Genomic DNA, 15,238 nt, shown 5'->3' with positions numbered 1-15,238 from the left:
TGACGTGATAAAAACCCCGCCATTGCTGACGGGGTCGAGTGTGTGAGGTTTTATCGGCAGATGGATAGCGACAATATCAACGCCCCCAGCTTTTCCCTTGCGGGTCTTGTATGGCTTTCAGCGACTGTGCAATGGTATCAGGCTTCCCGACAATATTCAACTAAAGAGAGACCGGAGCTACGTTTATATAGTCAAAATTCTTTTTGCCATCATTGTTTACAGCATTATTTATTTGATATTTGTTTCTTCCAGCCATGCATCCACATTTGCCTCGCCACATAAATTGGCTGTTGCCATAGCTTGAGTCATTCCAATGGAAGCTGCACTTAATCGCTCCAATTTTTATTCCATTAATGGTGTCGCCAATTTTTATGGGTCGACTGTCATTCAGCTCCTTGACCTGGCTTGCATCAGTAATTAGAAAATTTCTTGTTTTTCCTATGTATGTAACTTTGCTCTCTGGATCAACTTTCACCTTGCTAACCCACTTATCTGCTTGCTTTGGTAGGTCAGCCTGTCTGGGCTTGGAAGGACCACAGCCAGCGACTACTGCTCCGATGCCTATTGCTGCCATAGCAACAGCGATTGTCTTGAAGAGTTTCATTTGATTCCTTTGTGTTGCGAGGCTCTCGCCCGTGAACACACCATCTCCGATCCAGCTGGGAATCAACTCCCCTAGCCGAGGGATTTATTCAGCGGGTCTTCTCCCCCATCAGGGTGACCTAAGTCAAACCTCTTCCATACAAGCTTCTTCAGAAGCCACCACCTTGGTTTGATGCCCGGTTATCGCTTAAAGGCAGAGGACAGTCCTCTACTCAATATCCACCAATTCGCAGAACCATCTCAAGAGCACTCAAGCCAAAGATGAAAGTGCCACCCAGCAGTGCGAGTTCCTTCTTGGACGAAGCCATTGGAAGCAGGGCAGAGCCCATGATCAGCGATGCGAAGAATATTAAGGGATTCTGTAATTCCAAATAGGCGCCTCTTGATACAGAACCCAGTCTCTCACTAGATGTAACGGAAACTTCATGTACTTGAGTTCAACTACCTACAGATATCGATACACTTTTTACACAACTTAATTTCTGTGGTGAGAGTCAATTCAGGTGCCCTCGCTGTACGGATCCACTGCTGAGCAGTAGCTCCGATGTTTGCAGCTCTTGAGTGGATGGGAGCCAGGCGTGAGCAGGGCTTGTCTGAGGTGGCAGCAACCCAGCACTTGGCATTGGCCCAAGACGGCGAATCCGAAATGGCCGCAGGTTGAACAGCTCTTGTGGCCCCTAAAGGACTCAAACTTCCGATCGTCGACAAAACCCCACTCCTCCATCAAGCTCACTTGCAGTACTTCTGAACTACTCCATGTCAGAGGGGATCGGCAACGGGTTCAGTCTTCCGTTGTGACATCCACCTCAAATAGGACTGCTCCATCTGGGCTGAGCACCCTGGTTTTACTGCCGATCACCTTGGCAATCCTCGTCGCTTCTGCTGAGGCGACCTCCAATGACGCTGCTGATGTATGAAGGTGCCACTCCAGGAAAGGGTTGAGTTCTTCGACTCGGAACTGCCTTTCTGCCATGCCTCTCAGTATCAGTCGAACCCAGTCAGTGCGATCTAGGCGTTCTAGGAGTGAAAAGACGAGCAATCACTTGCAGTAGCAAGCAATACAAATGAGAATTCTCTTAGGCGTTTTTCAGGGAACTGATATTTGCCGGAGAAATCGCTGCAGATCCTCCCAACTGCCCCCATATTTGGTGTCCAGGCGGTGCCACTTGTCACTGTCTTGGCAGCACGGGAGAGCGACCCGTCAGCTGGCAGTCAAGGCACCCTTGGCATGAGCGATGTCAGGGGTTGCTTTCTGCGCTTATCAAAAATCTGAAGACATTTGGTGCATTTGCGTAAGAGGTTTGTAACGCGCCGAACGTGTTTAAGCGGATACTGCATCGCTTGGGGAGGACTAGTTCCTCCTCGCAGTTCCGTGGCCCCAAGTCCTTGCTTCGGTTGTTGACCTACCGACGGAGGGGTCTGTCAGTAAGTAAGGCGATCTGGAACCGCTGATCAGTGGTTAGGGAGAAGGAGGCAGCCGTAAGCCTCCCCTCCGCTACGGCAAGAAAGACCCCTGGTGGTTTCAGTCCCAGGGGTGCAGCTCTTCTCGCCGACCTCAAGTTGATGCACCCATGTGACCAGGTTGTGATCGGCAGGCGCGTGGTTCATGACCAGGTTTAACCCGCTGGCTGATCCCGCCTCTGGAGCCCCGCAGCGATAGTTTGCATTTTTTCTGAGAATGTTCGGTTTGATATCAGCTTCTAGGTCCTATTGGATCTGTTGGTTTTTTGTGGACAAAAGGCTTTTGTGTAGTCAACCCGTTGCACATTGCGTAAGTCGTAGTGCATGACTCACAACAGGTTCAAGCCATATGGTGAGTCCGAAAGAGCGGAAATCGAATTTTCACCAACCCTTTTCGATGACACTTGATATGAGGAGTGTTTCGGCTATACAGAAATGCTCTGAGACCCCTCCAGAAGACGCTAGAAGGGGCTTCAAAATAACATTAAGTGGATTATTATAGAAGACAGGGCCGAGGCGCCTTCAGGACGATTCTTCGCCCTGCAGTCATGGTTGTTGTCTACCCCTGATTATTAAATTAGAACCTCAATTAAGCGGTGGTAAGGATTGACAATGCCATGCCGATGTTAAAGGCAGTGGCTCTCCTAGGTAGCTCTGCGCTGCGTGTCTATGCAGTGATGTGGGAAGCAGCCGGGAACGACAACAGAGGCGATCGTGGGGGCACTACGAGCTACACCATCAAGGGCCTATCAATCGAGACAGGGCTGAAGCGAGACACCGTGGCCCGAGCTTTGAACAAGCTGTTGGATGGTGGCTTCCTGCAGATCGAACATGAGGAGCCCAACCCCGGTGGATCGAACAACACCGTGTGGCGTGTCACCCACCCCAAGATTCTCGAAGCGGTGAGGTATTCCATCGACGTGATGGGTCCACCCAGCTACCGGCTGAAACAGATGAGGATCAAAGCGAAGAGACCAGACACCTCCAGCTACTACGAAGCCCAGTGTCTATGGCACTTGTGAGGGGGGTGACCGATCATCGGGCACTTGTATATTATACGTATGTAATTGGCTCTGCATCTGACTGGCTTTTCTACGTCGGGTAGAGAGGGACAGAACTTTGGTCCCACTAATTCACGATGAGTGGCCGATACCCCACTTAGAAGGGGGGGATAATCCAAAGGCCTAAGTATCCGGGGGGAAAAGGTTTGATCCCACCAGCTTAAGAGGGACAAAACTCAATCCAAAGGGCCGACATAAGAGGGAGATAAAATCCAAAGGGCTGCTTTTATTGGGGAAGACAAACATGTTCTTTAGTCAGATGGCACGACAGTGTCGAGAAGAAGGGCTAAAAAAGACACCAAGAACTAGTTGCTTATTAAGTTTGATAGGGCGAACGAAGGGAGCCATACTCACTTAATTCTCAACAGGACTACCGACTCTGTTTAAACCTTCTAAAGAAAGACAAGAGGTGATTGTCTATTAAGTTTAATCAGTGAACGGAGGCTCGACAGAGCCGGAGTTCCTGATACTCATTAATACCCAATAGAAAGACAGAATCGTAGTTCTTCAAGGTCTTACATCCTATTTAGTTTGATCATTAGTGAAGGCTCGCAGAGCCGGAGCTCTGATACTTACTAAATACTATGTAACTTCCTTCGGCTTTGTTTAAACCTTTAACGAAGAAACTCAAATAATTCCTGGCATTAAACTAGACAAGAACAACATCAAGCCTAAGCAAGTTAAAACTAAGATCACACTGTCTGATGAAGAGCATAAGATGCTGACTGAGTTGGGTAAGCACTACAAGTGTCCGAAGGTACGAGTGATCAGGGAACTGATTAGATCTGCCTACCTCGGCAATATTGTGTGACTCGACAAGGGGGGATTTGAACAGCTACTGGCACCTGTCGCGATGACAGCATTAAGTCCAGTGTTGAAAAAAATTTCCCACACTTTATGTTGTGTATAACAATTATCAGCTCCGAACCGAACATTACTTTTTTGACTTTGACTATGGCTGCATGATGATGGATGGCTCTCACCTTTGGGAGCCTCAGAAGCGTCATGATTTTCTTGTCCCTCTGCATCACTGCAGTATCGATATCGGCGGCAACCGAATGGATCTTGACCGGCTGATTGATTGGGCAATGGATGAGATACCTCAACAGTATTCAGACTATGGTGAACCGATTGAAACTAGGTCTGAGGTCTATAACCGAAAGGGTGAGCTGTTCATCTCATCGAAGTTCCAGCCATACATTGCTAGGTCTAGGAATAAACCTGAGCTGGGTGATGATATCAAGTATCAAGATGTGCGGATAGCTGGTCATTTGGAGCATGAGTCTGGTGTCATATTTGCCAGGTGCCAGACACTTGAGTTCAAGTAAAACTTTGAATATAGATAGTGGTTGGCAGTGTTCGCTATATCCTCAAGGAAAGCGATTGGCTCATTGAGTTATCCGACTTCATTCTCTTCAACTGAGAGGCGCAGCGGTTTCTCGACCTTGACCATGGGTTGGATGAATTTCGTTGAGTAGTATTGATCGAAGTATGGGACCTTTTCTGCTCGGTAATAAATGATAAAAATTTATATGGTGTTCTATCGAGAGGTCAGGGATGAAAACCACCCCCATGCACCCCTCTGAATTTCAGAACTCAGACCTGCCACTGGTTGTCTTTTCTTTTTTCCGTGGTCCACCAGGTGTGGATTCAGCTGGCTTGTTGAGAATGGACTGGCACTTCAGGCAGCTGTGAATGGATGAACATTGCAGTGACTGACTTTCTGATGCATATCAATTGATCCAGTTCTGAACAAACAGAAGTATCTATGCACTGGCGCAGGTAGGTTGGAGACCTTCAGGTTTTCCACGATCTGACCGGCGCTGTTGTCGTCTTGAGGAAGAAAGGGAAGGAAGAGGCACCTTGCGATCCCAAGGACGCACCCAGGCTCACCCCCAAATCTTCACCACACGGTGCCGACGACTTTTCACGCCACGGTCCGCACGACACCTCACCTCACTCACCACGGTGCACGAGGCAAACCAGAAGCAATGCCGAAATGGCAGCCGATGACACTTGACCCGCAATGAGGTCTGGTTACACCGAGGAGGTTGGTAGGAGATCTGATGGAGATTCACCTTCACCACGCTCAATCACTCGGCGAACTCATTCTTGATGGACAACACATACCGTTTCGTGCATTGGCTTGCCCGTTGAAACCTGCGGTGGTGAGAGAAAGAAGAGAGGCAAAGCGTCACCAGTCGTTCGGATGAAGGCCTCACCTCACTCAGCTCGGTGTGCCGATCCTGCAAATCGGATCAATTTGCCCCATCACCTCAGCCTGAGCTCATCGAGATGAGTTCGGTTCTAGGTGGGTGTGCTTTGCAGAGCGGTCACCCCTTTGTTTCCACCTCTTTGGCCAGCTCGGGTCCATCCACGTAGCAGACCACTTGGTTAGGCCAGAGCGCATGGACGACCCGATAGGTAACCAAGGTTGAAATTGCCTTGCGTCGAGCACCGATCACTGCCTTGAATTCATTTTTGAAGTTCAGTTCCCTGATCCATTGACGGTCGGCCCCTCGGCGTTCGATGAAGTACATGCCGAAGATGAGTATCAGATTGAAACCGGAAGGTAAATGCGTGCAGCAGCTGTGCATCTCTGTTTCATCGATTCAGGACATCCCTCTCTCAATAGGTGTCAGGTGATGCGTCACGCCCTGTCGAAGCAGGGTTACGACAGAAAAGCTCCAGTTGATTTGCAGTTGATCCGGAGCAGCGGAACCACCATCGCTCGGCCCACTTGCCGGTGGGGTTTCGTTCGCCCAAAAAAAAAGAGCCCCCCAGCTCTGAATAAAGGGGCTCGTGTTTATCGACTTGCTCAGGCTGGCGACTGACAGAAGAAGCGACAGCTCGGGTCAGTGAGCCCTCATCAGCCCTGTCTTTCCAGTGGGTAGCCCGGTGCATATTCCGAGATGACAGAATGCTGAGAAGGCCCGTCAGCACTGGATCGTAAAGATATGTTGCAGTTCAGCAAATATCAGGGACTTGGCAATGACTTCCTGATCGTTGAAGGCCGGCAGGGACAACTGCCCGATGCAATCAGCAATCCCGATCCCGCCTGGGTGCGCCGCATCTGTGATCGGCGCTTCGGTGTGGGTGGCGATGGCTTGATCCTGGCGCTGCCTGCTCAGGCGGATGGAGAACTGCGGATGCGGATTCTCAATGTCGATGGCAGTGAGGCCGAAATGTGTGGCAACGGCATTCGCTGCCTGGCCCGCTACCTGGCCGACACCGACGGTGATGCTCCCGGCCGCCGCTGGGACATCGAAACCCTGGCGGGAATGATTCGCCCTGAACTGATGGCCGATGGCCAGTTGCGGGTGGACATGGGGCCGCCCTTCCTCAGCTCCGAAGGCATCCCCACAACCCTGATGCCTGAAGACGGACTTCCTCAGGGGGTGCTGCTGCTGGAGGGAGAACAGCTGAAGGTGGCGGCCGTTGGCATGGGCAATCCCCATGTGGTGGTGCCTGTCGACGACTTGGCCAGCATTCCCTTTGATGCCTGGGGGGCTGCGCTGGAGGTGCATCCGGCCTTCCCGGCCAAGACCAATGTTCATTTCCTCCAGGTGCACAACCGTGAACGTTTGGAGATCCGGGTCTGGGAACGGGGTGCAGGCCCGACCCTGGCCTGCGGCACCGGTGCCTGCGCCACGCTGGTGGCGGCGGTGTTGCTGGGCCTCGCCGATGACTGCGCCGAGGTGGTGCTGCCCGGCGGTCCGCTGATGATTGAGTGGCGCGATCGCACTGGTTCCGTGCTGATGACGGGACCCGCCGAAGCGGTGTTTGACGGGGTGCTGACGCCTGATATGGTGCCGGCTGGTTCCGCGATGGCGTCGACCAGCGAAGCCCCTGCCGCTCCACCTGCGGCGACGGCTGCAGCCGATTTCGATTGCTCGAAGGATTGCGCTGATCAATGCCAGCGTCCTGACCGCTGCCTCCGTGATGAGGCGCAGCAGAAGGTGCAGGTCTTCCTCAGCAGCACGTCCCTTGACTCGATGCTCAATCTCGCCAGTGAATCCCTGGAGCAGCGCACCAAGGCGCGGTTCGAGCGTGGAACGCCCTGAGCTCTATCTGGATGCTGCTGCCACGACACCGCCCCTGCCGGCGGTTATCGCGGTGATGCAGCAGGTGCAGCAGAAGGCCTGGGCGAACCCCAGCAGCCTTCATGGCGCCGGGTTGGCAGCAGCCGAGGCTCTCGAGCGGGCCCGCTGGCGCATTGCCGAGCGTTTTGCTGTCAGCCCTGATCAGTTGATCGTCACCTCAGGGGCGACGGAATCCGTGCACCTCGCCCTGCTGGGCAGTGCCGCAGGTCTTGTTCCGGGCCGGTTGGTGATCTCTGCGGTGGAACATCCGGCGGTGGTTGCTGCCGCGCACCAACTCGAAGCCCTGGGCTGGAGCATTGCCGAATGGCCCGTTGATCGTGAGGGCGTTGTTCGGCTCGACCAGCTCGATCGGCTGTTGTCGGCTCCAACCCGGCTGGTCTCCCTGATCGCAGCTCAGGGAGAGGTGGGTGCGCTGCAACCCGTGAGCAAGATCGCCAAGGCCTGCCGTGAGCGCGGCATCGTCATCCACAGCGATGCCACCCAGCTTGTGCCCCAGGGTTGCTTCGCCTTCGAGCGGCTCGGGGTTGATCTGCTGACCCTCTCGGCCCACAAGTTCTGTGGCCCCCGGGGCGTGGGGCTGCTGATTCGGGCCCCGGGTGTGGAACTTTCACCGCTCCAGGGCGGTGGTGGCCAGGAACACGGCCTGCGCTCCGGCACCGAACCGGTTGCGTTGGTGAGCGGCATGGCCGATGCCCTGATGGCTCTTCCCAGCTTTGACCCCGTCAGCCAGCCAATTCCACCGGGCAGCTCGAACCAGATCCGTCGTCAACGGGATCAACTGCTCGAACGCCTGCTCGAGCTACCTCAGCTTCAGCTCTGCGGCCCTCACCCGGATCAGCGTCTGCCCCATCACATCGCACTGTTGGCGAAAACCGTTGATGGACAGCCGCTGCCGGGACGCGATCTGGTGCGACGGCTGGCGGCGGCGGGGGTGGCCTGCAGCAGCGGCAGTGCCTGCAGCAGTGGCAGCAGTGCCGACAGTGCTGTGCTCACCGCCATGGGCATTCCCGGGACTGAACGTCAGTCGGGCCTGCGGCTGACCCTTGGCCCCTGGCTGTCGGATCAGGATCTCGACGCCGTTCCGGGCCGTTTTGCATCCGTGTTTGCGGCATTTTCCTGACATGCTTTAGCGATGACTCAATCCGACGCTCCCTGTCTTGCCCTCCCTGCGGATTTGCTCGCGGCCGAGGAGGCCATGCTGCAAGCGGCCCTGGCGGCCATTGGATCCGGCGATGGTCAACGCTGGTCCGCAAGCCTCCGCTTTGAGGGCCTTCGTCTGCTCCCGGTGGCGGTGCGTCTGGCCCGTGCATTGATCACTGCCGGTCAGGATCTGTTGATGGTTTGGCCCGATGCCGGTGCTGCCGCTTTGGCCCGGCGCGATGCCGAGGACCTCAAAGAAGTGATACTTGATTTCAATCAGCTCAAACGTGCGGAGAGCGACGCCCCCGACACCCGCCTGCTGCTTGCGGTGAACCCCTCCCCTGCTGATTACGAGGAGTTCCAGGCGTTGTGTGAAAACCATGCTGGAGTGGTTCTGATGCTGAATGGGCGTCTTGAAGACGCCGCCGTGGGCATCGGCAGCGTGGCCCGGGAGCGCCGCAAGGGTTTCGTAGCCAGCTGGCAGCAGGCCTACTGGCTCCAGCCCCTGCAGGGAGGAGCGTTGATGCGCTGCTTCCCCGATGACTGGCGTCTCTATCGCCAGGATCCCGATGGTTACCGGCCACTGGAGGTGCTGCCTGAACGTCCGGATCCCGACACCACAGCAGCTCTTTTGGCCGGTGAAGATCCCGACAGCATCAAGCAACAGCTCTCCGGGGTCGATCGCTTCCTTGATGGTCTGCGCAATTGAGCCGCGCCTGGCTTGATCCAGCCTCAGACTCTCTTTAAGGTTCGAACTCAGACTCCCCTTCGATGGTGCTCAACAGGCTTCGATCCCTTTCACCCATCGATGCCGTGGCTGGAGTCGTCTCCCTGGCAGCTCTGGCAGGCGCGGTCTGGTCCCCCAAGCTCTCGAATGCGGTCGCCAAGGCCACGGGTGCCGTGAAGCCTGTGCAAGTCAGCGTTGATGTGGTGCGGCTGTACAGCGCTGATCCCGAGCAGCTGCTGAATTCAGTGCGGGAGGAAGCAGCACTCAACATCGTGATCCGCAATCAACCGTCCGGTCGGGTGAGCCTGGTGTCGGTGGATGACGTCACCAATTCCCTGACGGCGGTGCAGCCCGATGGTTCGGTAGTTGTCGCCGATGCCCCCGCAACGGCTCTGCCCCGCCATGCCCGGTTTGTGATGGAGGCCCAGGCCGAGATCAAACCCTCCGGTGTTGTGATCGGCGGCACCAAGCTCAAGGTGGGTGTGCCCGTTGAACTGGAGGGTCGCCTCTACCGCTTGAAAGGTGTTGTGAGCGGAGTGATGCCTCTGTGATTCGCTCTGCCCTGGTTTCCCTGCTGGTGCTGGCGCCCCAGTTGCCCCTCAGGGCAGCGCCTCCGCTCTTGGCACCACCTCCGGTGGTTCAACGTCAGGGCCAGGCCATGCTCAGCGGCGGTGCGCTTTGCCCGGCCCTGCAGACGGCCTTGGACTCAGCGGTGGGAAGGGAAGAGCGGTTGTGGAGCGTCAGCGTTCTCGATCAACGCGGGCAGCTGCTGGCTGATCTGAATGGGGGGATCCCCCGGATCCCGGCATCGAATCAAAAACTGGTCAGCACGGCCTTTGCTCTGGATCGCCTCGGCCCCGACTTCCGTCTGAAGACGCAGCTCTTGCGTCACCCCGATGGATCTCTGGAGATCGTGGGGGAAGGCGATCCCGACCTCAGCATTGCCGAGATCCAGAGGTTTGCCATGGTGGCTCTTGGCCAGGGCGGCTCCAGCAGCACCTCCAGCGTCTCCTTTGCGCCTGTTCAGCTGATGGTGCGGGAGGAACCGCGTCAGCGGTGGTGGCCCGCCGATTGGGATCCTGCGGATCGCTCCTACGCCTACGGCGCACCGATCACCCGTCTTGCCCTCACCAGCAATGCCCTCCATATGGCGGTTATGGATCCAGCGCAACGGCTGCAGCGGATCCTCAATTCCACCGTGCAGCAGCAGGGGGGGCAAATTCGCCTGCAGATGGTCGATCAGCAGACCCGGGAAGCGGCCCTCGCGCGGAGCAGGGGGGCAAGTGTGGTGCTGCACAACGAGGATTCCGCGCCGATGCACGCTCTGCTCAGCCTGGCCAACTCTGAGAGCCATAACTTCACTGCTGAGGTGCTGATGCGTGAGGCGGCGGATGTCTGGGATGTGAATCGTGCTTCCCTCGCTACCACCCGCTGGTTGCAAGCCCAGGGTGTGCCGATGACGGGACTTCGGCTGCGGGATGGCAGTGGACTCTCCCGGGGCAACCGGCTCACCAGTCGGTCGTTGTCTGTGTTGCTGTGGCGCATGGCGCAACATCCCCTGGCGGCCTTCTACCAGGCCTCGATGGCGATTGCTGGCCAAAGGGGAACGCTGCGCAACTACTTCTGGGGCACGTCCCTTGAGGGTCGCTTCTGGGGCAAGACCGGCACCCTCAGTGGTGTTCGGGCGATCTCAGGAATTCTTGAAACGACCGATGGCCCGCGGTACGTGAGCATGATTGCAAACGGGGCCTATGCACCCAACTCCGTGATGGGCCAGATCCTGCTGGCCAGCCAGCTGATCAGCCGTTGCCCCGCATGGACCGCAGCCGGGACGCTGCCCGCTGGGATCGACTGAACGGCACGGTTTTGGTGTCATCACCAGCGTTGGGTGCAGGAGCTGCTGAGCGGATCGTCTGGATCTTGGAGAGCTCCTGACGGCCGGCCCTTACCACCTGGGCCATTTCCTTGAGGCGCACCTCCAGCTCACCCAGGGTCTGTTCGGCGTAACGGTTGGCACCGTCCTGAACGCCGGCGGCTTCCTGGCGGCTGCGTTGGATCAGCGACTCGCACTGCTGTTGGGTCTGCTGGCGGAACTGCAGCGCATCGTTGTGAATCCGCTCGGCTTCGTCCCGGCCTTCCTTCTGCAGGCGCAGGGCTTCCTGGCGGATGGTCTCCAAATCCTGCAGCGCCTGCTGGCGATTGGCTTCATGCTGTTCAGCGTGCTGGCGTTTGAGCTCAACGGCGTTGGCTTCGATCTGCTGGATCTGCTGCTGAGCCTGTTGGCGGCTGGCTTCGAGTCGCTCGGCGTGTTGACGCTTCAGCTCAATGGCTTCCTGATCCAGTTGCTGGCGACGCTCCAGGGCTTCCTGCTCCAGCTGCTGGCGGCGGGTGGCGAACTGCTGCTCCAACTGCGCCAACTTGCCTTGCATCTCCTGTTCCAAAGTCGCCCCCTGCTGTCGCGTTTTCTGGAGCAGCTGCTCACATTGCTGACGCGCCTGTTCACGCATCTCATTCACCTGCCGTTCCGCTTCCTGGCGGATCGCGGCGTTGTTCACCAGCTGTTCGCGCTGTCGCTGGGCCTGCTCAACAATCTCTTCGGCGTTCCTGCGGGCGGTGTTGATGAACTCTTCCCGGCGATCCAGCAACTTGACGGCCCGCTCCAGCTCCTTCGGCAATTCATCGCGGACGGCATCCAGCAGCTCAACGGCATCGGTTTCGTTGACCAATCGTCCGCCGGTGAACGGCAGCCGACTGCCCTCCAGCACAACTTCCTCCAACTGATCGAGTTGATCGAGAACGGAGAACCGGACGTCGTTCATCTCAGCTGGAGGGGAAAGCCGAATTAAAGAGCCTGTTGAGGTCCTTCGCCACCTCTGGCGGAACCATGTGATCAATCGATCCGCCGAAGCGGGCCACTTCCTTAACCACGGAGCTGCTGAGAAAGCTGTGGCGTGCCGTGGTGGCCATGAACACAGTCTCTAGATCGTCGGCCAGCGAGCGGTTGGTGTGGGCGATCTGTAATTCGTATTCGAAGTCACTCATCGCTCGCAGGCCCCTCAGGATCAGGTCGGCGCGATGGGTGACGGCACAGTTCACCGTGAGGCCATCGAAACTGATCACTTCAACGCCGGAGAGATGGCACGTCGCCGTGCGGATCTGTTCGATCCGTTCGTCGACGCTGAACGCAGGCCGTTTGCTCGGATTGCTGAGCACCGCAACCACCACCTCGCCAAACAGGCTCACGGCCCGCTCGATCAGGTCCATATGACCATTGGTGAGAGGGTCGAAACTGCCGGGGTAAAGCGCCCGCATTGGGAATCTGCGATTGGCGGATCCTATGCAGCGGATCGCTGTTTAGATTTCAGCCAACGCACCCGTGCCATGAGCCTCGACGCCGACGCCAAAAAGGTCCTGCTTCGCAAGATCCCCCATGGACTCTTCATCTGCAACGTGCGCAACGGCGATGAGGTGAACGGTTTCACGGCCAGCTGGGTGACCCAGGGCTCGTTCGAACCGCCGTTGGTGGTCATGGGCGTTCGGGCTGACAGCAGCAGCCACGCCATCATCGAGGCCACCGGCAAGTTCTCCCTCAACGTGCTGCGGGCCGATCAGAAAGATCTGGCAGCCGTGTTTTTCAAGCCCCAGAAGGCGCTCGGCGGTCGCTTTGAAGCGGCACCCTTCGAGGAAGGTGAACTTGGACTTCCCCTGCTCACCGATGCCATCGGTGGTGTGGAGTGCGAGCTCGTGGGTTCGATCAAGCACGGTGACCACACCGTTTTTGTTGGCGAAGTGAAAACGGCGCGTCTGATCACCGATGGCGAGGCCCTCAACCTGGCCAGCACCGGCTGGAACTACGGCGGCTGAGCTGGCCTGGTGGATGCTGCCTCTGGTGCACCGCTGCTGACGCAGCCCGAGCGTCTTGAACGCCGCCTGAAGGAGATCCCCGCTGAGCCGGGTTGCTATCTGATGCGGGACTGCGACGACCGGATCCTCTACGTCGGCAAGTCGAAGGCGTTGCGCAGCCGTGTGCGCAGCTATTTCCGCAGCCGCCACGATCTGTCGCCACGGATCCGGCTGATGACACGCCAGGTCTGTGAGATTGAGTTCATCGTCACCGACAGCGAGGCGGAGGCCCTCGTCCTCGAGTCGAACCTGATCAAGAACCATCAGCCGCACTTCAACGTGCTGCTGAAGGACGACAAGAAATACCCATACCTCTGCATCACCTGGAGTGAGGCCTACCCACGGATTTTCATCACCCGTCGCCGTCGCTTCCGCAGCCCTCTCGACCGCTTTTACGGGCCCTATGTCGATGTCGGCCTGCTGCGTCGCACCCTGTTCCTGGTGAAGCGGGTGTTCCCGCTGCGGCAACGGCCCCGACCGATGTACCCCGATCGCACGTGCCTCAACTACAGCATCGGGCGCTGTCCGGGGGTTTGCCAGGAAAAAATCAGCTCGGTGGACTATCACCGCACCCTCCGAAAGGTGGCGATGGTGTTCCAGGGCCGCAGCGATGAACTGCAGCATCTGCTTCAGGAGCAGATGGAGCGGTATGCCGAGCGGATGGACTACGAGTCGGCGGCCCGGGTTCGGGATCAACTTCAGGGCCTGGATCAGCTCACCGCCGACCAGAAGATGAGCTTGCCTGACTCCTCCGTGAGTCGGGATGTGCTGGCCCTTGCCTTCGACGAACGCCTGGCAGCCGTGCAGCTGTTTCAAATGCGCGCTGGCAAGTTGGTGGGTCGTCTCGGCTACACCGCCGATGCCTCAGGCCTGGAACCTGGCCTGATCCTGCAACGGGTGATCGAAGAGCACTACAGCCAGGTGGATTCCGTCGAGGTGCCCCCCGAGCTGTTGGTGCAGCACGCTCTGCCCCAGCAGAAACTGATGGAGGACTGGCTCACGGAACAGCGGGAGCGTCGGGTTCAGATCCACTGCCCCCAGCGCCAGCAGAAAGCCGATCTGATCGAACTGGTGCAGCGCAACGCGGAGTTTGAGTTGCTCCGTGCCAAGCAAGGTCAGGAGAAGCAGTCGTTGGCCACGGAGGATCTGGCGCAACTGCTGGAGTTGCCCACCCCGCCGCGGCGGATCGAGGGGTACGACATCAGTCACATCCAGGGCAGCGATGCCGTGGCGTCGCAAGTGGTGTTCATCGACGGACTGCCCGCCAAGCAGCACTACCGCAAGTACAAGATCCGCAGCAGCAGCATCCGCGCTGGCCACAGCGACGACTTCATGGCGATGGCGGAAATCATGCGCCGTCGTTTTCGTCGCTGGGCCCGGGCGAAGGCGGAAGGGATGGATGTGGGTGCTCTGCGTCACAAAGGCGGCAGCGCTCTGCAGACCGACGGCCTCAACGACTGGCCCGATGTGGTGATGATTGACGGCGGTAAGGGCCAGCTCTCTGCCGTGATGGAGGCCCTTCGCGAGCTTGATCTGCATGAGGATCTCAACGTCTGCTCCCTCGCCAAGCAGCGCGAAGAGGTGTTTCTCCCCGGTGAAAGCCAGCCGCTGGAGAGTGAACCGGATCAGCTCGGGGTTGTGCTGCTTCGCCGCCTGCGGGATGAAGCCCACCGTTTCGCTGTCAGCTTCCACCGCCAGCAGCGTGGTGAGCGGATGAAGCGGTCACGCCTCTCGGACATCCCCGGGGTTGGGCCCAAGCGGGTCAAGGATCTCCTGGCTCATTTCCATTCGATTGATGCCATCCAGCTGGCATCGATTGAGACCCTGTCCAAGGCCCCGGGTGTGGGTCCGGCGCTGGCCCGCGACATCCACGATTTCTTCCATCCTTCCGACGAAGGAACCGACGCTGATGCCAGGGCTGCTTTAGAAGAGCAGCCTCAGGAACTCTCCGCATGATCCGTCATCTCTGCATGGCTCTGGCAGGAGTGCTTCTTCTCGCCGCTCCGGTCTGGGCGTCCCCCGGACTGTGCACGGGGCCTGTCTGTGCCGATGGCATCACGCGCAGCGCCAAGAACCACTGGCAGCTGGTGTTGCGGCTCAACGATCAGCAGGGCCATCGCGAAAAAGTGGTGATGAATTGCCGGGCTGGCCAGCTGAGCCCTATGGCCGGACCCGTGGATCGCGCCTATGCCACCGCCCTGGGCCGTCGTGCCTGCCGTCTTGCCGGGGAGGACAGCTAA

Annotated in this window: 13 protein-coding genes; 9 read left to right on the top strand and 4 right to left on the bottom strand. The window is 57.7% G+C overall.

The genetic code is table 11. The annotated features are described in order from the left end of the window. Positions 1 to 160: 160 nt before the first annotated feature. Complete coding sequence (locus tag SYNCC9605_RS06905) at positions 161 to 604, bottom strand: hypothetical protein (protein WP_156783037.1); 444 nt, start codon at positions 602 to 604, stop codon at positions 161 to 163. Positions 605 to 2,681: 2,077 nt separating this feature from the next. Between SYNCC9605_RS06905 and SYNCC9605_RS06890 the strand changes: the two genes are divergently transcribed. Further along, on the top strand, positions 2,682 to 3,086 hold the full coding sequence (locus SYNCC9605_RS06890; RefSeq protein WP_156783036.1) for a hypothetical protein: 405 nt from the start codon (positions 2,682 to 2,684) through the stop codon (positions 3,084 to 3,086). Between the two features lie 2,372 nt (positions 3,087 to 5,458). Here the strand turns inward: SYNCC9605_RS06890 and SYNCC9605_RS06880 are convergent. Further along, the gene (locus SYNCC9605_RS06880; protein WP_041434568.1) at positions 5,459 to 5,665 is read right to left on the bottom strand and encodes a hypothetical protein; all 207 of its coding nucleotides are present in this window, start codon (positions 5,663 to 5,665) and stop codon (positions 5,459 to 5,461) included. Between the two features lie 417 nt (positions 5,666 to 6,082). On the opposite strand from SYNCC9605_RS06880, the gene dapF reads away from it, so the two are divergent. The 5 genes from dapF (at position 6,083) to dacB (ending at position 10,950) form a co-directional block, all read left to right on the top strand. Then, positions 6,083 to 7,189 carry a diaminopimelate epimerase gene (gene dapF, locus SYNCC9605_RS06875; protein WP_011364343.1) on the top strand — a complete coding sequence of 369 codons (1,107 nt, stop codon included), beginning with the start codon at positions 6,083 to 6,085 and terminating at the stop codon, positions 7,187 to 7,189. Then, the gene (locus tag SYNCC9605_RS06870) at positions 7,176 to 8,348 is read left to right on the top strand and encodes a cysteine desulfurase family protein (protein WP_011364342.1); all 1,173 of its coding nucleotides are present in this window, start codon (positions 7,176 to 7,178) and stop codon (positions 8,346 to 8,348) included. The genes dapF and SYNCC9605_RS06870 overlap by 14 nt, the downstream gene beginning before the upstream one ends. Before the next feature lie 12 nt (positions 8,349 to 8,360). Then, a complete protein-coding gene (locus tag SYNCC9605_RS06865; protein ID WP_011364341.1) occupies positions 8,361 to 9,077 on the top strand; it encodes a DUF1995 family protein in 717 nt (238 codons plus the stop codon). A gap of 62 nt (positions 9,078 to 9,139) precedes the next feature. After that, positions 9,140 to 9,646 (top strand): DUF4330 domain-containing protein, encoded by a 507-nt coding sequence (locus tag SYNCC9605_RS06860; RefSeq protein ID WP_041434750.1) that lies wholly within the window; start codon positions 9,140 to 9,142, stop codon positions 9,644 to 9,646. Next, complete coding sequence (gene dacB, locus SYNCC9605_RS06855; protein ID WP_011364339.1) at positions 9,643 to 10,950, top strand: D-alanyl-D-alanine carboxypeptidase/D-alanyl-D-alanine endopeptidase; 1,308 nt, start codon at positions 9,643 to 9,645, stop codon at positions 10,948 to 10,950. Before SYNCC9605_RS06860 ends, dacB begins: the two co-directional genes overlap by 4 nt. Here dacB and SYNCC9605_RS06850 read toward each other — a convergent pair. Both SYNCC9605_RS06850 and coaD read right to left on the bottom strand, forming a co-directional pair. Next, complete coding sequence (locus SYNCC9605_RS06850; RefSeq protein ID WP_011364338.1) at positions 10,895 to 11,914, bottom strand: hypothetical protein; 1,020 nt, start codon at positions 11,912 to 11,914, stop codon at positions 10,895 to 10,897. The genes dacB and SYNCC9605_RS06850 overlap by 56 nt on opposite strands. A gap of 1 nt (position 11,915) precedes the next feature. After that, entirely contained in the window at positions 11,916 to 12,407 is a 492-nt protein-coding gene (gene coaD, locus SYNCC9605_RS06845; RefSeq protein ID WP_011364337.1) for a pantetheine-phosphate adenylyltransferase, read from the bottom strand. Between the two features lie 69 nt (positions 12,408 to 12,476). On the opposite strand from coaD, the gene SYNCC9605_RS06840 reads away from it, so the two are divergent. The 3 genes from SYNCC9605_RS06840 to SYNCC9605_RS06830 are packed head-to-tail and all read left to right on the top strand — an operon-like array spanning position 12,477 to position 15,238. Further along, positions 12,477 to 12,959, top strand: coding sequence for a flavin reductase family protein (locus tag SYNCC9605_RS06840; protein WP_011364336.1), 483 nt, complete (start codon positions 12,477 to 12,479; stop codon positions 12,957 to 12,959). A 9-nt stretch (positions 12,960 to 12,968) separates the two neighbouring features. Next, entirely contained in the window at positions 12,969 to 14,954 is a 1,986-nt protein-coding gene (gene uvrC / locus SYNCC9605_RS06835) for an excinuclease ABC subunit UvrC (protein ID WP_011364335.1), read from the top strand. Then, positions 14,951 to 15,238, top strand: coding sequence for a hypothetical protein (locus SYNCC9605_RS06830; RefSeq protein WP_011364334.1), 288 nt, complete (start codon positions 14,951 to 14,953; stop codon positions 15,236 to 15,238). The genes uvrC and SYNCC9605_RS06830 overlap by 4 nt, the downstream gene beginning before the upstream one ends.

It is taken from the genome of Synechococcus sp. CC9605 (assembly GCF_000012625.1).
Classification (GTDB): domain Bacteria; phylum Cyanobacteriota; class Cyanobacteriia; order PCC-6307; family Cyanobiaceae; genus Parasynechococcus.
This window is presented reverse-complemented; position numbering and strand designations above follow the sequence as displayed.